The following is a 20509-nucleotide window of genomic DNA, read 5'->3' as shown; positions in this document are numbered from 1 at the left end:
ATGCTCTCTGATTTTACGACCACCGCCTTTGCAACTCTATTCGTAGCGATCGGACCGATCGATACGGCAATCGTGTTCGGTGGTCTGACAGCGGGTGTTCACCGGCCTGAACGGTTTCGGTTGGCGTGGCAGGCCGTGCTGATCGCCGGAATTGTCCTGTTGGGTTTTGCACTCTTCGGCAACCGACTGCTAGGCGCACTACGGGTTTCGCTGGACGCCTTTCGAGTTGCGGGTGGCATCTTGCTCTTGTTGCAGGCCATCCAGATGATCTTCGCCCATCCCTCGGGCCTATCCTCGCTCACCGCACTTGAACGGCGCGAGGCATTGGAGCCAGGCGACATCGCGATTTTCCCCTTGGCGTTTCCGGTCATCGCCGGACCGGCCGGCCTCACGGCGGTCGTTCTACTTATGGGGCAAGCCGCCGGTGATCCGGTCGGCTCAATGATAGTACTGGCAGCTATGCTACTTTGCCTTTTGCTAACGTACTTCGGGATGATCTTCACCGACGTCTTGCACCGGGTGCTGAAGGCTACCGGCTCCAATGTGTTGGCGAGACTTGCCGGCGTTATTCTGGCCACCCTTGCTGTCCAATTCATATTTGACGGTATCAGAGGTGCTCGGCTTGTAGCAGGCGCTTGAGAAGACCCCGCCTATCCCGTTGCGGGCGTGGGGCGCCTCGGATCAGCGACCAAGAGGACAGGTATTGTCGATGCCTTTGATCGCGGAGACTGGCCGCCGGCCGTCTCGTCGCCACAGAGCAGGCGACCCTCGTCGTCCGGATGAATGCGGCCCTGCTCATTTATCATTCTGGTCCAACAAAAATGAGACGGTGCATTCTATTCCATCGGAGCCAAACGTTCGCTCGAATCGCCCGTGCAACATATGTGGTATCGATTTCTCGAGAAACTCTGAACCGAAGCCCCGCCGGGCCGGCTGGGGCGCGATGGGGCTCGTCCGCTCGCGCCAGCGGAGTTGGAACTCATTTTCATTGCCTCTATCATGAGCGTCCCACGATATGTCAATATGACCATTCTCCATGGAGAGGGCGCCGTGTTTAACGGCGTTTGTGGCGAGCTCGTGTATTGCCATCGACAACACCTCGGCCTGTTTTGCCGGAATCGAGATCGCGGGGCCGCGCTGCTTGAGGTTCTCGCCCTCGACAGCGCCGTGCACTGAGAGCTCCTGAGAGAGTACCTCGCGGATATCGATCGTGCTCGTATGGCTCCGGCTTAACAAAGCATGAGTGCGCGCAATCGCAGCCAATCGGTCCTCAAAAGCTTTTGCAAACTCGTCAAGGTTCTGGCTCTTGGCGCGCGTCCTCCGCGCGATGGCTTGGATAGTCGCCAGCATGTTATTGATGCGATGCTGAAGCTCGTGACCGAGCATTTCCTGCCTGAGCGCCCGCTCCGCCAATTCTCGCTGGATCCTCACTCGGTCGATAGCAGATGCCAACAGATTGGCGTAGTTCTGAAGAAAATCGATATCGTCCTGCTCGAATTTCCGGAGCTGCCGCGAGTCCACCTCCAGCACACCGAATGGGCCGTCCTCACCGCGAATAACAACATTGACGGTGCTCCTGACGCTATGCTCGATCAAGAGCTTGGGAATTTCGAACCGAACCTCCCTCTGGGTATCTTCGGTAATCACCGGCTGGTTCGTGTGCAAGGCATAGCCAGCCGGCGAGCCCTCATGCGCGGGTATTTCAGCATGCCCTACCACGCCGGGGTTCCAGTTCACCCCGGCGCGGACGAGCAAATTCTCCCCGCCTGGGACGAGCTCCAGCACTTTCACTAGCTCAACATCGATGGCATCAGAAACAAGCCTAGTTGCCTCTTGTAGAAGACCATCTATGTCGTCGCTCCGCAAAGCTCGCTTGCCGAATTCGGACAATGTGGAGACTTGTCTCCGGAGCTTGTTCGCTTCCGAATGGGGCACTTTCGCAGTCTCCCATCGTAAATCGGATAAATGCTTACCGCCCGCTGCGGGTTCCAATGACGATCTCTTAGCAGTTTAGCCAGAGGGGTGAACCGATCTGCGCCAGATGAGAGGTTAGAGCGTTGCCGCGCCAACAAGCGGCACCTTGCTGGCCGCGTTTACCTTGCCCGACAGAGGCAGCGGAAAGACGCTGGGGCGCGCGCGGACATCAATGGATTTTTGGCCCGCTGCCAAAGTCACTTCTGGTTGGCGCCGGCCTCAGAAAATCTGATCGATCCACAAGCTATCGCGCCGGCGGCGCTGAAAGCATCGACGCTTAGCTTCGTCGCCCGCGGCTGAATTCAGCCGCGAAACGTTTTCCGACAGGCAGCTGCTACAGCCATCCAATCTCGCAGCAGTCCCCTGTCCTCCTTTGAGAACGCGGCCCGCCGCTTAAGATCATCCAGAGTGTCGCCGGGATGGCATCGCTCGTAATCCTGACGGATCAGCGATTCCAATTCTTCGTGGCTAGATGATTGGAGATCGTGGTTGGAGGTGATCGGCCGCACTACGAGCATCCCAAAAGGCGTTCTGCGTATACGGTTAAATTAGGAAGAGCGAGCGACTCTTCAATCCTCAGAGGAAACCGCACGCAAGCTCTTGGGATCAGTGCGGAGCAACTTCCACTTTTGGCTATCGCACAGTTCCGGAGCCTCGCGAGCGTGCTTTTCGTGCGCTCAATGGAGCGCATGTCCCAGAGATGAGCAGAGCTGCCGGTGGACTCCCGCAGAGCTGCGTCCGCGCAAATTGTGCAGTCCTGATGTATTAGTATGCAATCCTCGTGTCGGTAGAACGAGCCCTTTTGGGGTAGCCCCAGTGCGCATCAGTAGACCGATCGCCTACATTGTTCTTTACGTCGCGCTGTACGCTGCGTTTGGCGTGTCGTCGCCCTTTTGGCCAAAATTTTTCGAAACGAGAGCTCTGACTCCCCAGCAAATCGGTCTGATACTAGCAGCTGCAATGTTAGTGCGCCTTGCCGTCGGCCCAGTGGTAGGAATGCTGGCCGATCTTTTGGGGTCATTACGCCTTCTGCTCGCGACCTGTGCTGCCCTGGCAGCCGCTACGGCCGCCGCATTCTTGTTGGCAAATACGTTTTTGCTATTGTTCCTTATAGCTTTAGTTCAAGCTGCAGCACTTGCCCCCACGACGTCGATTGCCGACGCGTTGTCAGTTAACGCAGCAAAGCCTGAGATCGCAGGAAAGCCTTTTGAATATGGCTGGATACGCGGCTCTGGATCGGCGGCATTCGTATTGGGAACGCTGACTATCGGGCAAATAATCGGCCAAGACGATCTCACCCCGATCATCTGGATGAATGTGGCCCTACTGGCGGTCGCAGCTGGGGTAACAGCCCTGCTGCCCCGTGTTAATATTCAGCCCAAACCTTATGAAGGCGGCCTGACCGCTCTCGCTGCCCTGCATGGGCTTCTTAAGATCTCGCAGTTTCGCATCCTGATTTTAGTTTCAGCTCTGGTCTACGGGAGTCACGCGATGCACGACGCATTTGCTGTGATCAGGTGGAGCGCTGCAGGCATCGATACGCCGATCATAAGCGTCCTATGGTCCGAAGCCGTAGCGGCAGAAGTCATCGTGTTTTTCTTAATTGGTCCATCGTTACTCGACCGGCTCGGCGCGCGTGGAGCGGCTGCTCTGGCAGCCGCAGCTGGGATCATACGCTACATGGGTTGACTTTCGCCCTGCTTCATCTTGCGTGCATGCGTATGATGGCGACACTCGTTCCAGCTAGGACAGCCGGAGCGGCTCAAGCCCTTTATGCCTTTGGCTCAGGGTTGGCGACTGCCGTACTAACTTTGTTGTCAGGAATTCTCTTTGCCAGGTTGGGAGCCGCGGCCTTCTTTCCAATGGCCCTTCTCTGCGGCGTCGCTCTCCCGTTCGCGTGGTTTGGCTTCCGGGACCGGTCTGACGAGGCTGTTTGATCCAGCGGGACGCTGGGCGAATGGCAGCCGCAAGTGACTGGGCACGCTGAGCTGCGGTCGAATGTCACTTGTTTGCGAAGTCACCGACCCGCACTAGTCTTGCGCCTTCGGATAGAAACATCAAGATATCGCCCGCAGCGGCATTGCGGCACGCGCACCGCCTAGACAGCCCTTAGCCCCTCCTTGGGCGTTTCCTGCATCAGCGCATCGAGGTCGCTTTGCTCGAGCGTTTCCTTTTCCAGTAGGGTCAGTGCCGCCCGGTCCAATATCGCGCGGCGGGCCATCAAGAGGCTCTGCGCACGCTGAAATACCCGATCAACGATGGCGCGAACCTCATGGTCTACTGCGGCGGCGGTCTCTTCGGCATATTCGCGCTCGCGCGCAGGATATGGCCGGTCAGGCCCGGCGAGGAAATTGCCTGGCTCGCGGTCGTAGGCGATGCTGCCGAGCTTTTCGGACATGCCGTAGCGCGTGACCATACTGCGGGCGATGTCGGTGACGCGGCGAAGGTCGTCGGCCGCGCCCGTCGACAGATGCTCGAAGACGATCAATTCCGCTGCGCGGCCACCCAGCAGCACCGCCATCTTGTTCTCCAACTCTTCCTTGGTCATCAGGAAGCGATCCTCGATCGGTCGCTGGATGGTATAGCCGAGCGCCCCGACCCCCCTTGGAATGATCGATACCTTGTGAACCGGGTCGACGCCCGGCAATGAAAGCGCGATCAAGGCGTGGCCCATTTCGTGATAGGCGACGATCTCCCGTTCCTTGGGATTGAGCAACCGGTTGCGTTTTTCCAGCCCCGCGACCATGCGCTCGATGGCATTATTAAAATCGGTCATCGCGACCGCATCGGCCCCGCGGCGAGTTGCCAGCAGCGCGGCTTCATTGACAAGGTTGGCGAGGTCGGCGCCAGTGAAACCAGGCGTCATCGCCGCTACGGCCTCAGCGTCGAAGCCGGGCGCGAGCTGCACCTTTTTCATGTGCACCATGAGAATCTCGGTGCGGCCCTTCCGGTCCGGACGGTCGACCAGCACCTGGCGGTCGAAGCGGCCTGCGCGCAGCAGTGCGGGATCGAGGATCTCAGGGCGGTTGGTGGCGGCGAGTATGACGAGGCCCGAGCGTGAGTCGAAGCCGTCGAGCTCGACCAGGAGCTGGTTGAGGGTCTGCTCTTTTTCGTCGTGGCCGCCGGAGAACGCCCCTATGCCGCGGGCGCGGCCGAGCGCATCCAGCTCATCGATGAAGATAATAGCGGGGGCCTTCTGGTGCGCCTGCTGAAAGAGATCGCGGACCCGGGCCGCACCGACGCCGATGAACATCTCGACGAATTCCGAGCCGGAGATCGAGAAGAACGGGACCTTCGCCTCCCCGGCAATGGCCTTCGCCAACAACGTCTTGCCGGTGCCGGGCGGTCCGACCAGCAGCACACCCTTGGGCATCCGGCCGCCGAGCCGGCCATACCCCGCCGGACTCTTGAGGAAATCGACGATTTCGCGCAGTTCGTCCTTAGCCTCGTCAACGCCGGCAACGTCGGCGAACGTCACGCCGGTATTGGATTCGACGTAGATCTTCGCCTTGCTCTTGCCGATGGCCATCAGCCCTCCGCCAAAGCCTCCGCCCTCTGCGGCGCGCTTGCCGATGTACCACCACAGGCCGAAGAACAGCAGCACCGGCATAACCCATGACAGCAGGTCGCGCACAAGGGTGCTCTCGACCTGACCAGTGAAGAGGACGCCGGCTTTCTCGAGCTCCTGTGCGATCCCAGGGTCAACGCGCGTGGTAACGAACTGCTTTTGTCCGCTGGGCAAAGGCTCTTTCAACGTGCCCTGCAAAATGCGATCGGAGATCCCGACCGTCGCAACCTTTCCCTGCTTCAGCAATTGCTGATATTCGCTGTAAGGGATGACGGCGACCTGGCTGGCTGCCGAGACGATGTACTGAATCAGAAGGATCGCGGCGACTGCGGCGATCGCATAGCCGACGTTGAAGCGCGTGTTATTCTTCATGCCGCGAACCGCTCTCGATGCGATCGGACTCCGAACGGATCCAGAACTCTCATATTCACATCTCGCTTGACAATCTCAGCGTGCTGCAGCGCCACGGTCGGCCCGATCCATTCGCGGGATCCAGGCCACCGCGTGACAGCAGATGAATTAGGAGCGTGCGATTAGGTTTCAAGACCTGAGCGACGAGAGCGTGCAACTAGCCGGTCCCGCTTTTCCTGCCGGCCCTTCTGGGTCCGCATGGCGCGGCCGGCCGCCGCGATGTGGGCAGGGTAGCCGTCGTGCTTGGGTTGGGCGCCGCTGTCACTTCCCTCTTCAGTAACGGCTCAAGTTTCCCAGGCCGAGGCGCTCCGTTTGAAAAAAAATCCGCGTAATGTCGCGAACGTGTCGTTGTCGAGCGCTCGCGAATTTCAACCTGCCTGAAATCGAAAGCGATTGCGAGTTCGTGCCGCCGATGGCTCGAACGACAACGGCACGCCCCACGTCTTCTTGTCTTTTCCAATACTGTTCACGAGTCGCACTAAGTTACTCACCGCCGTGCTGCTTGCTCGACCAACTGATGCAGCGAATAGGGCAGTTCGCCGCCGCGATCGGCGCAGCGCTGGCTCAGTTTTTGTGCTATTTCTTCGGAAACGTCACGAACCCAACCCTCCGCGAGATTAAAGCGAATGATGCGTACCGGATTGCTGTACTGGCCCTCCAACAAATCCTCGATGACCGCTTCAAGACCGGTGTCTTCGACGTTTGTCTCTCGCCAAGCACATCCCATTGCACCGAAGTCATCGAGGACGAGATAGACGTCCTGGTCCATGACGGGGACAATCGATGGTGACTCACGCATTACCCCACTCCACGCAACCAAAAGCGATTCAAAAGACGGGGGCGAGAATGGTTCCTTCAAGGCAAGGGGCTTTGTCATCAGTGGCCAGGGCAGGAAGACGTGGGGTTAAGAATAGCCGCGAGGGGTCCCTGGGCGAGTGCCAAGTGAATGCCGGTCTGGGATGACGTGGTCCCGGCGAGGCGAAGCTCCTGCCGTGCTCGCTTTGACCCGAGACCGGGATGGCGACGCATCTGCTTGAGATGCGACAAAAAGCTCGCGCGGCGCGGCTTGACGAAAACAACGTGCGCTCTAAGTCGTTTTTCGTCCGGCGGCTTCAAGTCCGGGCCGCTAGTGACATCGCCGATTCGGATTGCCGGATGCAACGCGTTTCACCCGCTGCATACAGAGCATGAGCGCGACTAGCGCGCCTTGCGGTGCGGAAGAAAGGAGAAAGCCGCACGGTGCCCGACAATCAGGCGGACTGGTTTGTCGGACGCCGAAGGACACAAAGAGGGTACCATGAGATCGTTCAAGCGCGGCGCGCGCTTTTTTCTGTCCGTTGTTCTGGCGACTTTGATCGGTCCAGCTGCCTCCCTGGCCGCGGAGACTTCCCCACCCCTTACCGGGCTTTGGATCACGACCCCGCATCCCGAATTCTCGCTGAAACCAGGCGAGGCCGGATCAATCCAGGTCTCTGTCCGAAACGCACATCAGCCCCCGCAGCGGCTGGGGTTAAGCCTTGAGGGTCTTCCGGAAGGCTGGGAAGCGGCATTCAAGGGCGGTGGAAGACAAGTCTCGGCGGTGATGGTAGGCCCCGACGAGACTGAACGCCTTACGCTCGAACTGAAGCCACCCGCCGGCATCTCCGCAGGCACTTTCGCGCTCAAGGTCAACGCCAGGCAGGACGGGCAGACGATTTCATTACCTCTGAGCGTCAGACTTTCGGAAGCGGCCTCCGGAAAGCTCACGCTCGAACCTGAACTGCCTGCCCTGCGCGGTACGCCTCGTTCGACCTTCAGCTTCCGGATCAAGGCTACCAACGGCGGCTCCGATCAGTCGCTTTTTAACCTGTCGGCGCGAACGCCCGAGGGTTTCCAGGCAAAATTCAAGCGAGGCTACGGCTCGGAGGAAATCACCGGGCTACCGATTAACGCAGGGAGCTCCGAAAACATCACCCTCGACATTGTGCCTTCACGCGCCGCGCCTGCCGGTCGTTATCCTATCGCGGTGCGTCTGTCGGGCGGTGACAAATCCGCCGAAACCGCGTTGAGCTTGGAAGTCACCGGCGAGCCGCAACTGCGAATGGTCGGCCCGCAGGAGCGTCTCTCCGGCGACGCCGTTGCGGGAGAGGAATCGAACTTCACCTTCTCGCTTGTCAATGGAGGGTCAGCGCCCGCGACCGACATCGAGATGTCCGCTTCGCCACCGTCAGGCTGGAGCGTCACCTTCGAGCCGAAGCAGATCGGAAGCATCGCGCCGAACCAGACCCGAGAAGTGAACGTAAAAATCAAGCCTTCCGAACGGGCGGTTGCCGGGGACTACATGGTCACGCTGCGCAGCGGCGGCGGCGGGCTGTCCGAATCGGTGCAGTTTCGAACGACAGTGCGAACCTCAACCATTTGGGGCGTTGCCGGGCTCGGCGTCATAGCCGCTGCCGTGCTGGTTCTCGGCGGCGCCGTGATGCGGTACGGACGGCGATGAGCGACGAATTCGTTATCGAGGCGAGAGGCCTTGCCAAGCAATATGGTCCGCATGTCGCCGTGGACGGCATCGACCTGCAGGTCCGCGCCGGTGAGGTTATCGGTCTACTTGGCCCGAACGGCGCCGGCAAGACGACGACAATTCTGATGTTGCTGGGACTGACCGAAGCCACGCGCGGGAGCATCCTGATCCTCGGCAAGGACCCGTTGCGGCGGCCGCTCGAAGTGAAGCGCGATGTCGGATATCTGCCGGATTCCGTCGGCTTCTACGAGACTATGACGGGCCGCGAGAACCTTACCTACATGGCTCGGCTTGCCGCCATCCCGCGCGGGGTAGTGGGTGAGCGCATCAACAGCTCGCTCGCCGCCGTTCACCTGCTCGAGGTTGCCGACCGTCCGGTCGCCACGTACTCGCGCGGCATGCGGCAGAGGCTCGGCATCGCCGAACTGCTGATGCGCCAATGCCGGATCGCCATCCTGGACGAGCCGACGTCCGGGCTGGATCCGCAGTCGACCCAAGAGCTGCTTGACCTGATCCAAAAGCTTAGCCGCGGCGGCATGACGATCCTGCTGTCATCGCATATGCTCGACGTCGTTCAGACCGTGTGTCACCGGATCGCGCTTTTCAACAAAGGCAGGATCGGCTTCTTCGGAACGATCGAAGAACTGGCGGCCAAGATCGGCGGTGGCACATATGTCATCGACGTCGAGGCGGAGGGAATCGATCTGTCCGCGCTCGCTACCACCGTCGATGGTGTCAAGAACGTCATGGCGGTGAACGGGCATTGGCAATGCGAGGCCGTGCGGGACGTTCGGCCGCAGCTCGCGCAGCGGATCGTCGCCGCGGGTGGCGCGCTGCGCAACCTCGACCTGCGTCGGGCTAGGCTCGACGAAGCCTATGGCCGGTATTTCCGGGAGGTTCACCAATGATGGTGCGTGAGGGATCTCCATTCCGCGGAGTCGGCGTCATTGCGCTCAAGGAGGCGGCCGATCATTTGACCAGCGCTCGCATGCACCTGATCATGGGTCTGGTGCTGCTGACGGCGATCGGTGCGGTCTATGGCGCGATCGGCCGCATCAAGGATACCACGGCCGAGGACGCCTATCTGTTCCTGAAGCTCTTCACGGTGGCGCGCGAGCCGCTACCGTCATTTGCCGCGTTTCTCGGCTTCCTGCTACCGCTGGTAGCCATCGCGCTTGGTTTCGATGCGATCAATGGCGAATACAACCGCCGCACCATGAGCCGGCTGCTGGCACAGCCGATCTATCGCGATGCCGTGCTATTCGGAAAGTTTCTCGGAGCACTTCTTGTCATTGCCATCGCGCTACTCACGCTGTGGCTGCTGATGACCGGGCTCGGTATTCTGTTTCTCGGATTGCCACCAACGGCGGCTGACGTCGTTCGTAGTCTGGCCTATCTGGCAGCGACGCTTGCCTGCGCCGGCGTTTGGCTTGCGCTCGCCATCGCATTTTCGGCCGTCATTCGGTCACCGGCGACGTCGGCGCTTGCCGCATTATCGGTGTGGCTCATTCTCACGGTCTTTTGGGGAATGATCGCGCCGCTGCTGGCCGGCCTTATCGCACCAATCGATCCGCTCGATCCTTCTACGGTGCTTGCGCAGTTCGAAGCTCAGCAATCGATTGCGCGGCGCGGGTTTTCGACCAGCAGACGGCTGCCGTCCCCCGGCCCGCATCGGAAGCGAGTGCAGCTTTCGGCAGGACCACTCCATGATCGCACTCCGGCGGATTGCGCATCCGCGCGTGTTGCTGCCGGCCTGCGGCATGATTTTCCTGCTGCCGCTCGTGCTTTCGCTGCCCACTCTTAACGCGATTGCCGCGGCTCCGAGCGAGAGATCGACGCTGTGGGAGGCATGCCGCAACAAAGACGGTGAGGCAGCGCTCGGCGCCTGCATGGCGATCATCAACACGCGCGGCATACCGATCGGCGAGCGCGCCGCCGCTTACTACACGCGTTGCTACCACTACATCCTAGTGCACGACTATCGGAATGCGCTCGCGAGCTGCGATAGGTCGCTTGAAGACAATCCATCCCTCGTCGACGCTTGGCTGAACCGGAGCACGATACGCAGCGGGTTTGGCCAGTTCGATCTCGCGATCAAGGACGCGACCCGCGCGCTCGCTCTGGCCAACACCAATTCGGATCGCGCCGGCGCGCTGCGCAACCGCGCTGCGGCCTTTGTCCGGCGTGGCAAAATTGCCGAGAGTCAGGCCGATCTCGACCAGGCGGCGAGGCTGCAATCGGGTGATGTCTACAACTTTATCAACCGGGCAGACTTCCTGCTGCAGGTCGGCCGCCCCGATGAGGCCCTTCATCAAATTGCGCGGGCACGCGCCACCCGGGTCACCACGACCTTTTCACAGCAGAAGATGCACGCTGACATTGGCCTGCTGAACGGTAAAGCCCTGGTCGAGCTGAAGCGCTATGCGGAAGCTCTACCTGTGTTGGCTGCGCTGCTCAAGATCGACGCGAACAACTCCGAAGCGCATGCCCTCAAGAGTGTGGCACTGGCCCGAACCAACAATGTCGGTGCGGCGCGGGATGCGCTGGCCACCGCGCGACGGCTGCCGCTGTCCAGTCCGGACGCCGCCGGTGTGTTCCGCGAGGCGGAGCAACTGGTGCGCGAACTAGACAGCGCGATGGCGCCGCGTCTTGAGAATTCCGCGGAGCCGGCGCGAGAGCGGAGCAACCGGGTCGCGCTCATCATCGGCAATACCACCTATCAGAACGTTGCACCGCTCACGAATGCCGGCCGTGACGCGGAAGCGCTCGCGGCAGAATTCGATGCGCTTGGCTTCCGCAAGGTGACGCTCCTGCGCGACCTCTCGCGCGCACAGATGTTCGCGGCGCTGAGAGCATTCGCAGCGGACGCCGAAACAGCCGACTGGGCTGTGATCTATTTTGCCGGCCATGGGCTCGAGATGGGAGGCGTCAATTGGCTCGCCCCTGTAGATGCGCAATTCAAGACCGATCGCGATGTTCGCCTTGAAGCGGTGTCGATCGATGAGTTAAGCGCCGCGATCGAGGGCGTGCGGGGCTTGCGGCTGATCGTGCTGGACGCCTGTCGCAATAATCCATTCGCACCGCAGATGCGGTTCACCAACAGCACGCGTTCGCTGGGGGCAGGCCTGGCGCGCGTCGAGCCCGAAGGTGGTACCATGATCGCTTATGCTGCGAAAGCCGGCCAGGTGGCGCATGATGGGGACGACGGTAACAGTCCGTTCATGAAGGCGCTGCTCAAGCGATTGAAGCAGCCGGGTTTAGAGATATCGATGCTGTTCCGCTTCGTTCGCGACGACGTGATGGCTGCGACCGGGCGCCAGCAGGAACCGTTCGTGTATGGCTCGCTGCCGAGCGAGCCCTTCTACTTCCGCAGTGCGGCAACGGCCAACCGGTAAGGCCGGGGATTGAAGGGTGCCGGGCGGATGAAACGGAAGAAAGCGTTAGACGCTGCCGGACCGCACACGAAAGCGTAAGCGCCGTTGAGGGGCTGTCGAGGGGGAGCTTTGACCTTGGCTGTGTGAAAACGCTGGGCTTGATATGATCCGCGCAGGCTCGGATGAGGCGCTTCACAAAAAGCCCGCAGAAATGCGGGCTTTTTTCCCCTACGCCGGCTGGCCCACGCTTTCCTGGCATCAGCATTGGCGACCCGCGCCGGAGTTCGGCGCGCCCGATAGCAGGCGATAATTGCGGCACGATGTCCGGCAACGGGCGAGCGTCTGTGCTTCTCCGGGCAACCCGGCTTTCATGGGCCTGCTGTCAGTCGTGCCGCCCGTTCTCGCTCAAAGCCGAATCGATCATTGTCGCAAGATCGGAAATCAAGAACGGTTTGCGCAGCACTGGTTTGTGAGTGAACATTTCAGGCCGTCCTTCGGGACCGTAGCCGCTGACAAATATGAACGGGAGACCGCGCGCAGCAACGATCTGGGCTATTGGACTAACATTGAAGCCCGCGACATTGATATCGAAAACCCCTAAGTCGAATGCGGACGTCCGAGCAAGCGGCTCGGCAATCGCAACACTGCCGGCTTCGGCGGTCACTCGATGCCCGAGCTCTTCGAGCATTTCGACTATCATCATTCGTATTAGGGCCTCGTCTTCGACTAAAAACACCGAGGCGCCCTGCATCAGCTTTGTCCTGGCGAAGCCGCGTTGAGAAGCTGAGAGACCGCGGTCACTAGTTGTGCGGGCGCGAATGGCTTTTCAAGGAGGATACTGTGGGGCACACCGTGAGACGCCCAGTCACCGGCGGCAGCACCCGTCATATATACGATCGGAAACTCAGGTTCGATATGCCGGGCCTGCTTCGCGGCTTCCCAGCCGTTCATGCGCCCCTTCAAATTGATATCGGTGACCAGCGCCCGGTAGTTCATCACTTTCCCCTTGAGCAGGGTCACGGCTTCTTCGGCCGACGGTGCAATTGCCGTTTCAAAGCCAGCTTCTTTCAAAGCGTCCTCAACTATCACTTGATTGTAGGGTCGTCCTCGACGATGAGGACGACAGGAAGCTCTGAATTTGCCACTTTTTCCCGCCCATCGAAAGTTCCATGCACAAACGTCGCCGGGACCGGGTAGTTCCGCATGAAAGTCCAAAAGTGAACATACCGGATAGTCCGTATTCTTACGGTAGCTCCATTCAACCCCCATTCACGATGAAACCTATATGAGCTTGCGCCGGGAGGCATGAGGGACAGGATGGGCACCGATGCCGATACCACCGCATGAGTTCGATCCTTTCGCCATCGTCGTTGACTGGCTCGATGCCTGTCGGCTCGGCGATCTCCACGCCTTGGTCGATATGTACGACGAGCGGGCGACGCTTGAATGCAGCTGCGATAGGGTGACCTTAATCGGACGGGCATCGATCGCTGCTTACTAGGCACCCAAGCTTGCGATGGCGTCTACGGCAGCATTCGCAATGAATGACCTGACGCTTACAGCCGACGGCGTTTGCCTCGACTATCGCAACTACGAAGGCAAACTAGAGCGCTCGCTGTTCCGGTTTACAGCCTCAGGAGAGATACTCCACACCGAGTGCGCCGCGATTAACCAACGTTGCGCGGCCTGAACGTCATTTTGCGCTGGCGTTCCCAGACACGGCATACGGCGCGGCTGCCGGCGCGCGAAGGCGAAAGGCTCAACTGCGTGGCCCGGCATCCCGCAACTTTGATCTGATGGTGTCGAGTTAATGTGTGGCCATTTAGGCCGCGTCGGTTTGACCGGACCAGTGGCACTCCGGTGCGCGATACGTTAGTCAGCCAGCCCATTTTGCTTGTCGGGCGCGCAGGTGAAATTGAATGTGCCGGTTTGAACTAGACTCGCACAGAGCGCTGACAGCAACCGATCGAATCAGTTTGATTTTTGCTTCACGTAACGACCGGGCGCTGGCTCGATGATGTGATAGCTCGCGCTGCCGGCCTGCACCGGGGCAGGAGTCCTCCCGCTCGAATGCCGCTTCATCCAGGAATCCCAGTCGGGCCACAGCTTCCGGCTTTCTCGTCTGCAGCTCCTAACCAACTTTCGATTCGCAGCCAAGGTCATCATCACCCAGTGGCTCCGTTTGTTGCGGGCGGGTGGATTGATGACGCCAGCAACGTGACCACTCGCGGCGAGAACGAATCGGACGCTCTAGCAGGCATCATATGTCGCGCGAATTCTCAAGAGCGATGTGGACTTCCGAGGAAGCGGCGGCCCTCATGTGCTTCGTCTGCTTTGGGGATCAGGCTGGAGCACGCGGTCAAGCGACGCTAATGACAGAACGGACAAGCACGTTGTGATATAACAGCAGCCGAAACGCAAGCCGCCAGTCGCATGTGCTCTGACGCAAAGGATGCCTGTACTCCCCTGGCGCTCCCCGAATGACGCGTCGAAAGTCAAAACCAGCAGAATGAGCCGAACTTCGTGCAGCAACCTCAACCCTGCATAGGTTGAGGTGCGTTGCCGCTGGAGTGAGCGGATCTTTGCCGGAAATTCCCAGATTTCGGCGTCGCTGTCAGTTGGGGAAGGGCAGTGGGAGCTTCTCGTCGCCGGCGACTATGGACCGAACCGGCTCAAGGCGGGGTGGAAGTGCTCAGTAGAAATGTAATCACCTTTTAAAAAACGGCCCGCGCTGGGCGGGCCGTTACTTTCCACTCTTTACCGCAGCCCGCCACCGTAGAGCGCGCGTTCCTTTCGGACCTCATCGGCTCCGTAGGGCTTGCTTGTGGGGTCAAACGACTTCCAGCCTGACTTGCGCCACGCCGCAGTCCGGTCACGCAAGTTGACCGCGGACTCATTCAGCAATGCATCCAGCCGCGTGCGATCTGCGTCTGCTACCCTGGCGGATACCAACGTGCCGCCGCGTCGGACGCCCTCGGCATAAGTGTGAGCGTCTTCTTCGGATACCCCAGCTTGAGTGAGCGCTCCGACGATGCCGCCGCTTGCCGCACCTGCTGCCGCGCCGACCGCCGTTGCCGCCAGCCAGCCGGCCGCGACAACGGGCCCAAGACCGGGAATGGCCAGCAGGCCCAGACCGGCCAGCAAACCGGCCGTGCCGCCTAGCCCCGCGCCGATTGCTGCACCCGTTCCCGCTCCCTCCGCCCGGTCATCGACGCCGTCACGGTCGCGATCCACCTTCTTGTCCGTGCTGAACCAGCTGTCCGAGTTGTTGGCGACAATGCTGATGTCTGAGTGCGGTACGCCGGCTGCTTCCAGTCGTTGAACAGCCGCCTGTGCGTGGGTATGAGTGTCGTAAAGACGAGATATTGTAACGGTCATGCTCAGTTTTCCTTATTTCGCAGTGTTGACGTTGCCCTGAAAATCGACGCTCACCGCAGTGGCCGCGCCGCCTTTGCTGGCCTTGCCACGCCAAACGCCGTTATCGTCCTTCTTCAGTTCGGTCACGTTGGTGAAGCCAGCGTCTTCGATCTTCGACTTGGCTTGCCCCTCGGTAAAACTGTTGGCGCCGGCGACGGGAGCAGCGGCGTTGTTTTGGCCGGCTGAATTGACCGCGTTGTTGCCCGGTCCCGACTGTGCCGGCGGGTTTTGGGCGAAAGCAGTGGTGATTGCCAGCACTGCGATGCTAGCGGCGAGAAGGGTCTGTTTCATGATTCCTCCAGTGAGTTAGAAAGCGATTGAACCGTCCACCACACCTTAGGTTCCATGGTGCGGCAATGCCTCGCTATGACTGACCCCAGTGCAACGGGGCCTTCAATTTAAAATTGTGGGCGACAAGAACCGCAGAACAAACAAAGGCGCACGATGGCAGCTAACTCAGGATTATTAGAATCCACACAGTTCTACGGCATCCAAACCCTGGTGGGGTCTCATGACCAAAGAGAAGCTGCTCGCGGATCTTTTCTGCTCTGGCAAAAATGACAAAGACGGCGCAGTCACCGAACTGAAAGCTGCATTCGAAAAGCACCTCGCGGAGACCGAGAGCCAGATCGAATGGCTAGCCCACAATGCTCGTGGGGGCTTTGCAGGTTGAACCAAGAGATCGCATATAGGGGCAGTCCTAAGGGAGGGCGCATGAATAAGTCGATGCAAGGCTACGTTCGCAGCAACGTACCCCTCGTATTTCTACAAAAGTAGTCCGTCGAATGACCCCTGGAGGGCTTCCTGGAAATTTCAGCGGAGGATGGCGTGCTCCGTATCTCTATGAGTAGCGGAGCAGCCAGGAGTAGCGAAGCCAAAGACCCCAGATTGATTTGGATCAGTTCATTGGTCAAAAATAGCCAGCCAAGACCCTTAGTGATGGAACGATTATTATCGCCATCTCTTGACTCTACGCTACCGGGTGGGACGTCCCCCCGCGTTCTATCCGATGAAAAAAGACGGCTCCAGTCGCTGCCCCGCCACTGGGGCCGTTTTTTGCCTTATCGGAGGCTTACTGAATGTTATCGAGGTTGAAACACTTACCGGCTTTGCCATTTCAATCGTGTCTGTACCCATTTCTTCTCCATCCACGACAGAACTCTAACAAGAGGCTTTTGCAAAAACGGGATATCTTGGGCAATTAACAGCAGCCCGAGAGGCAGCATCCAGAACCCCAAGACAGGCAAGAAGCTGAAGATGCCGCCCAAAATGAGCAATGCTGCAACGGCCAGCCGAGCCGCGAATGAAGAAGGTTTGCGAAGCCACCGAATGAACTGAGAGACCCGTTTCGGCACTCGCTGATTGATCATTTCAAAAAATCTGTTCAATTCAGCCTTCGTAGTTGGCATTTTTGTCATGCTTTCTTACTCAGCTAACTAACAGTTGATCAACGGCGACCACAAGCAACGCGGTGCACCAATAGGGGTTCCCGCGGGGGCCTCCGGCCTGTACCCATGCACGCCATCCAGCCACCATGGGGAGACGATGCCGGTTCGCGAACTCCACAATCCGTGGGCCCGCTGGCATCCAAACGGACCCCAAGGCAGACAGTAAGAGCACGCGCCCTAGAAGTAGTCGCCCTATCGCAAGAACGGTCCGCTCTGTCGTTCAATATCCGGAGCTACTCCAGGGCGCGCAGGAATAATCGAATTCCAACTCCCGAACCTGCCACCAAACCACTTTTCGATGCCGCCCGTCCGATATCTTGCCGACTGACGGCACCCCAGCGAGCGTACCAGGGTTTAATCCTCGATCAGGTGGTCTCACTTTTCGTGGCGGGCCGTCGGAAAGAGACACTAGGCAAGCGGCGATATCCTCGGCGCCGGGGACCGACTGTTGAAGAAGCAAGGCATCCGCCGATTGGAACTCTTACGCCCCCTGTGTGTTCAGCAGGTAAATCACTGGGAGGTTTACCTATGTACAAAGTCTTATCGTTCGTTGGGACAGCCACGCTCGTGTTGGCTATCTCGACCGCTAATGCAACCGCGAAAGACAAGCCGAGCCAAACCTTCATCAAGAAGGCAATTGAGGGCAATTTTGCCGAAGTTAGCATGGGTGACCTCGCACAGAAGAATGGTCAAAGCGAGGGCGTCAAGACGTACGGCAGGATGCTTTCCGCCGACCACGCCGCTGCCAATCGAAAAGCTATGGATGCTGCTAAGGGATTAGAAGTTAGTCCACCAGCCGGACCAAATCCGAAGCAAAAAGCTGACTACGAGAAGATGTCAAAAATGACCGGGGCCGCCTTCGACAAGATGTTTGCAACCCACATGGTTGCCGATCATCAGAAAGATATTGCCGAGTACAAGAAGGCCTCTAAGAACAAAGATGCCGCCGGGGAATATGCTTCTGGGCAGATCGAGACATTGCAAAAACATTTGGACGCCGCGAAATCTCTGAAATCGGCGAAGTGAGTTTTGACGCACGTCGCCAGATCCCGGTTAGCCCTAAAAAGCACTATCGACTGGATGCTGATCCAAGCCACTTCGCTGGCCAAGGATCTCGAGACCCTTCTATGCTCGCAGGCTTCATTTCGTGAAAGGGCCTTTAGGCGCTTGCCTGCGCGAGGAGTAGCCAGGATATAGGCTGACTAAGCGGGCGCTCAAGTGTAAGCGCGTTAAGTCTTCGCGTTTTCCTTGTCGGCTGTAGGTACAGCCCTCAGCGCGGGCGATTTCGCCTTCGGGCTTGGCGCGTCAACAACCAAGCTGTCAAATTCCTTCTCAGGAGTCGCTTTTATGACTGGCTCTTTCGGCAGGCTATCAGCAGGCTCATACCATGGCGGCTTTTCAATCGCACCTCCCTCCAGCGCCCGCGCCATCAATTGTCCGATCTCTTCACCGGTCAAAGGAACGAGCGCACCGTCGTCGTTTCTGTAAAGCTGAGGGCAGAAATACAGCGCGTGTATTCGCGGATCATAACCGTCGACAATAAGGAAGTACTCCGTTTTGCCGAACAGCTTCCGCCTTTTTACGAGCTTCCGCTCTTGAGTAGTTAGTGCGACCCTGAGCTTGTCGCGTTCGTGGCCCACGATGGTGGCTGCTTCTAACAGAACGAGCCAATCTCCCGTCCTGGTATTATCGGGATGAATTGGGACGAGATTACCGCGCGTATTGAAGATGCTCATCCCAAAACCCTCCGGCCCAAGTGCTTCAGCAAACTCCGTCATCGCGCTCTGGTTCCCAATGATGCAAATCATCAAGTTGCGCTCGCTCCACTTGTCGAAGTCTCGTCGGGAACAATCGGCGGTTGTCAAGGTGATCCATGCGAAGCACAGTTGCACGTCGAATTGATATCGAGCGGACGGCACTTAAAGCCGTGATCAGAGGCGCGCTGAAGAATTTTATTGTGGAATCGGTCGGTAGATCCACTCGCGCCAAACGGTCAGCAACGCCGCCATGATCACAGGGCCCAGAAACAAACCGAACAACCCAAAAGCAGCGAGGCCTCCGAAGATTCCGACAAAGGCGAGAAGAAACGGGAGACGCGCCGAGCCGCCGACCAGGGTTGGCCAGACGAAATGATCGCCGGCAAGCATGACGATCGCGCCCCAGCAAAATACGGCTGCGGCCGCGAACCCACTGCCGCCGCTGGAGACCAGGACCAACGCCGCCGTTGTGAAGGCGAGCCACGCGCCGAACGGCAGCATCGCGAATGCCGTCGTCAGAATCGTAAACATCACCGGATTCGGAACGCCCGCGACGAAGTAGCCAACGCCGATCAGCAATCCCTCGCCCACGGCGACGAGAACCGTGCCGTTCACCGTGCCGCGCGTGGCATCGACCATTTTCTCGACCAGCCCCTCCCCGGCATCGCCAATTAGGCGTTCACACGTCTCGAGGAAGCGGCTCGCGACGGCGCGACCGTTACGGAGCAGAAAGAACAAGGTCAGGAGCGAGAATAACAACAGAAACAGCCGATGGAGCAGCTGTCCGCCAAACGTTTTGAAAAATTCCGACGCATTGTCCGCATTGACCGTTTTAAGCAAGGCGGTGGCCGCTTTCGGATCCGAGAGGTTGGAGCGCCACCATGATTGCAGACTATCCGCGGCAACCGGCAGACGAGCGACCCAATCCGGGACGTCAACCCCGCTCTCCTGGGCCTGCTTGAGCCAACTCACGAGCACGTCGCCCTGCTGCGCGATTTGGTAGACGGCAAGCGACATCGGAGTGAACAGGACGAGCGCAACGATTACGGTAAAGATGAACGCAGCCAGGCTGGAGGGACCGGAGGAAAAGCGTGCCGCAAATTTGAGGTACAGCGGCCACAGGGCAACCGCGAGAATCGTGGCCCAGATCAGCGCCGGCAGAAAACCCGCGGCGGTCCACACCGCAAGACCAAACAGGACCAGAGCAAGCACGACCCGAGCGTTCATGCGGGCGCCGGCGCCCAAAGGAAGTGGCTTTCTCTCCGTTCTGGCAGACGCTTCTTCGATCCCCTCGGACGGCCGTCTTTTGGACGGGGCTGAACCCACTCTCCCTGGCATCGCTTGTTGCGCCTCTGTTGTCATGACAGAACTGCCAAGACGGTCGCTCGGTTCCCGCTGGGAAAACGTGGCACACCGCCGAAAGACCGGCGCGCGACTTCAAACTGATCTAGTCTCGTGATCTAAATCGACCGAAGGTGCCTGCCTCGACTACCGAAACCATGAAGCCAACCCCGTAAGGCTGGTTTTCCGGGCAGGAAATGCACACTGAAAGCTGCCGTTCGGTCAGCCTTACGCGGCTTGATTCCCTCACCCGCTTTCCTCGCTTACACCGAACGGGCTGATCCATGTCGGGAACAAGTGGCAATCTGGCACGTTCGTACTTCGTGGGCATAACGAGGGAGAAGAACATACCAGTACTTTTTCTTTGGGCTGTTCCTGCTGTCGTCGTTTTAGGTGGCGCGAGCTACCTCCTGCTTCGAGCCGTTCACTAGTACTGTTTTGATAAAACTTAGACACCACTGGAGGAAATCATGAAGAAGCTTCTGCTTTCGACCGCTGTCGTCGCCTTTACCGTCACCTCGGCGTTCGCGCAGACCACCGAATTTTACGTCGTGAGGGACGCGACGACCAAGAAGTGCACCATTGTCGACAAGAAGCCGACCACGACCACCACGACCATTGTCGATAACGGGACGTTCAAGACCCGGACCGAAGCCGAGACCGGCATGAAGTCCATCAAAGTCTGCTCCGAAAACTGATCGTTAAGAACGCAGACCCTC

The 20509-nt window shown here is 59.1% G+C and carries 19 protein-coding genes and 1 pseudogene; 10 read left to right on the top strand and 10 right to left on the bottom strand.

What is annotated here, in order from left to right; all coding sequences use genetic code 11:
* The gene (locus tag ABIE49_RS19900; RefSeq protein ID WP_192739113.1) at positions 1–639 is read left to right on the top strand and encodes a MarC family protein; all 639 of its coding nucleotides are present in this window, start codon (positions 1–3) and stop codon (positions 637–639) included.
* A gap of 156 nt (positions 640–795) precedes the next feature.
* Here the strand turns inward: ABIE49_RS19900 and ABIE49_RS19895 are convergent, their stop codons facing one another.
* Entirely contained in the window at positions 796–1890 is a 1095-nt protein-coding gene (locus ABIE49_RS19895; protein ID WP_192739114.1) for a sensor histidine kinase, read from the bottom strand.
* A 693-nt stretch (positions 1891–2583) separates the two neighbouring features.
* On the opposite strand from ABIE49_RS19895, the pseudogene ABIE49_RS19890 reads away from it, so the two are divergent.
* Positions 2584–3911 (top strand): annotated as a pseudogene (locus tag ABIE49_RS19890) (MFS transporter).
* Between the two features lie 161 nt (positions 3912–4072).
* Here ABIE49_RS19890 and ftsH read toward each other — a convergent pair.
* Together ftsH and ABIE49_RS19880 are read right to left on the bottom strand one after the other, a co-directional pair.
* The gene (gene ftsH / locus ABIE49_RS19885; RefSeq protein WP_192739115.1) at positions 4073–5914 is read right to left on the bottom strand and encodes an ATP-dependent zinc metalloprotease FtsH; all 1842 of its coding nucleotides are present in this window, start codon (positions 5912–5914) and stop codon (positions 4073–4075) included.
* A gap of 526 nt (positions 5915–6440) precedes the next feature.
* On the bottom strand, positions 6441–6752 hold the full coding sequence (locus ABIE49_RS19880) for a hypothetical protein (RefSeq protein ID WP_145831233.1): 312 nt from the start codon (positions 6750–6752) through the stop codon (positions 6441–6443).
* Positions 6753–7217: 465 nt separating this feature from the next.
* Here ABIE49_RS19880 and ABIE49_RS19875 point away from each other — a divergent pair, with 465 nt between their 5' ends.
* From ABIE49_RS19875 to ABIE49_RS19860, 4 genes are read left to right on the top strand one after another with little or no spacing between them, the layout of a single operon-like run.
* Positions 7218–8432, top strand: coding sequence for an NEW3 domain-containing protein (locus ABIE49_RS19875; protein ID WP_354066896.1), 1215 nt, complete (start codon positions 7218–7220; stop codon positions 8430–8432).
* A complete protein-coding gene (locus ABIE49_RS19870) occupies positions 8429–9361 on the top strand; it encodes an ABC transporter ATP-binding protein (RefSeq protein WP_192739117.1) in 933 nt (310 codons plus the stop codon). Before ABIE49_RS19875 ends, ABIE49_RS19870 begins: the two co-directional genes overlap by 4 nt.
* Positions 9361–10257 (top strand): ABC transporter permease, encoded by an 897-nt coding sequence (locus ABIE49_RS19865; protein ID WP_354067555.1) that lies wholly within the window; start codon positions 9361–9363, stop codon positions 10255–10257. The genes ABIE49_RS19870 and ABIE49_RS19865 overlap by 1 nt, the downstream gene beginning before the upstream one ends.
* Positions 10160–11848, top strand: coding sequence for a caspase family protein (locus ABIE49_RS19860; RefSeq protein WP_192739118.1), 1689 nt, complete (start codon positions 10160–10162; stop codon positions 11846–11848). Before ABIE49_RS19865 ends, ABIE49_RS19860 begins: the two co-directional genes overlap by 98 nt.
* A 361-nt stretch (positions 11849–12209) precedes the next feature.
* Here the strand turns inward: ABIE49_RS19860 and ABIE49_RS19855 are convergent, their stop codons facing one another.
* Positions 12210–12578 (bottom strand): response regulator, encoded by a 369-nt coding sequence (locus ABIE49_RS19855; protein WP_354066894.1) that lies wholly within the window; start codon positions 12576–12578, stop codon positions 12210–12212.
* The gene (locus ABIE49_RS19850; RefSeq protein WP_249127886.1) at positions 12578–12898 is read right to left on the bottom strand and encodes a response regulator; all 321 of its coding nucleotides are present in this window, start codon (positions 12896–12898) and stop codon (positions 12578–12580) included. The genes ABIE49_RS19855 and ABIE49_RS19850 overlap by 1 nt, the downstream gene beginning before the upstream one ends.
* A gap of 256 nt (positions 12899–13154) precedes the next feature.
* Here ABIE49_RS19850 and ABIE49_RS19845 point away from each other — a divergent pair, with 256 nt between their 5' ends.
* Positions 13155–13328 (top strand): hypothetical protein, encoded by a 174-nt coding sequence (locus tag ABIE49_RS19845; RefSeq protein WP_192739119.1) that lies wholly within the window; start codon positions 13155–13157, stop codon positions 13326–13328.
* Between the two features lie 1256 nt (positions 13329–14584).
* Here the strand turns inward: ABIE49_RS19845 and ABIE49_RS19840 are convergent.
* Together ABIE49_RS19840 and ABIE49_RS19835 are read right to left on the bottom strand one after the other, a co-directional pair.
* The gene (locus tag ABIE49_RS19840) at positions 14585–15205 is read right to left on the bottom strand and encodes a general stress protein (protein WP_192739120.1); all 621 of its coding nucleotides are present in this window, start codon (positions 15203–15205) and stop codon (positions 14585–14587) included.
* Positions 15206–15217: 12 nt separating this feature from the next.
* A complete protein-coding gene (locus tag ABIE49_RS19835; RefSeq protein WP_192739121.1) occupies positions 15218–15535 on the bottom strand; it encodes a hypothetical protein in 318 nt (105 codons plus the stop codon).
* 220 nt (positions 15536–15755) lie between these two features.
* Here ABIE49_RS19835 and ABIE49_RS19830 point away from each other — a divergent pair, with 220 nt between their 5' ends.
* A complete protein-coding gene (locus tag ABIE49_RS19830; RefSeq protein WP_192739122.1) occupies positions 15756–15917 on the top strand; it encodes a hypothetical protein in 162 nt (53 codons plus the stop codon).
* A gap of 427 nt (positions 15918–16344) precedes the next feature.
* Here the strand turns inward: ABIE49_RS19830 and ABIE49_RS19825 are convergent, their stop codons facing one another.
* Positions 16345–16662: a hypothetical protein gene (locus ABIE49_RS19825; RefSeq protein ID WP_192739123.1), complete on the bottom strand. Its 318-nt coding sequence runs from the start codon at positions 16660–16662 to the stop codon at positions 16345–16347.
* A 558-nt stretch (positions 16663–17220) separates the two neighbouring features.
* Between ABIE49_RS19825 and ABIE49_RS19820 the strand changes: the two genes are divergently transcribed.
* Positions 17221–17718 carry a DUF4142 domain-containing protein gene (locus ABIE49_RS19820; protein WP_192739124.1) on the top strand — a complete coding sequence of 166 codons (498 nt, stop codon included), beginning with the start codon at positions 17221–17223 and terminating at the stop codon, positions 17716–17718.
* 203 nt (positions 17719–17921) lie between these two features.
* Here the strand turns inward: ABIE49_RS19820 and ABIE49_RS19815 are convergent, their stop codons facing one another.
* Positions 17922–18470: a hypothetical protein gene (locus ABIE49_RS19815; protein ID WP_192739125.1), complete on the bottom strand. Its 549-nt coding sequence runs from the start codon at positions 18468–18470 to the stop codon at positions 17922–17924.
* A 174-nt stretch (positions 18471–18644) separates the two neighbouring features.
* Positions 18645–19811: an AI-2E family transporter gene (locus ABIE49_RS19810; protein WP_354066893.1), complete on the bottom strand. Its 1167-nt coding sequence runs from the start codon at positions 19809–19811 to the stop codon at positions 18645–18647.
* A 449-nt stretch (positions 19812–20260) separates the two neighbouring features.
* Between ABIE49_RS19810 and ABIE49_RS19805 the strand changes: the two genes are divergently transcribed.
* On the top strand, positions 20261–20488 hold the full coding sequence (locus ABIE49_RS19805; protein WP_192739126.1) for a hypothetical protein: 228 nt from the start codon (positions 20261–20263) through the stop codon (positions 20486–20488).
* The last annotated feature ends 21 nt before the right edge of the window (positions 20489–20509 follow it).

The organism is Bradyrhizobium sp. OAE829, assembly GCF_040546575.1.
In the GTDB taxonomy this organism is placed as follows: domain Bacteria; phylum Pseudomonadota; class Alphaproteobacteria; order Rhizobiales; family Xanthobacteraceae; genus Bradyrhizobium.
Note: the sequence above shows the minus strand (reverse complement) of the source record. Positions and strands in the feature narration are given on the sequence as shown.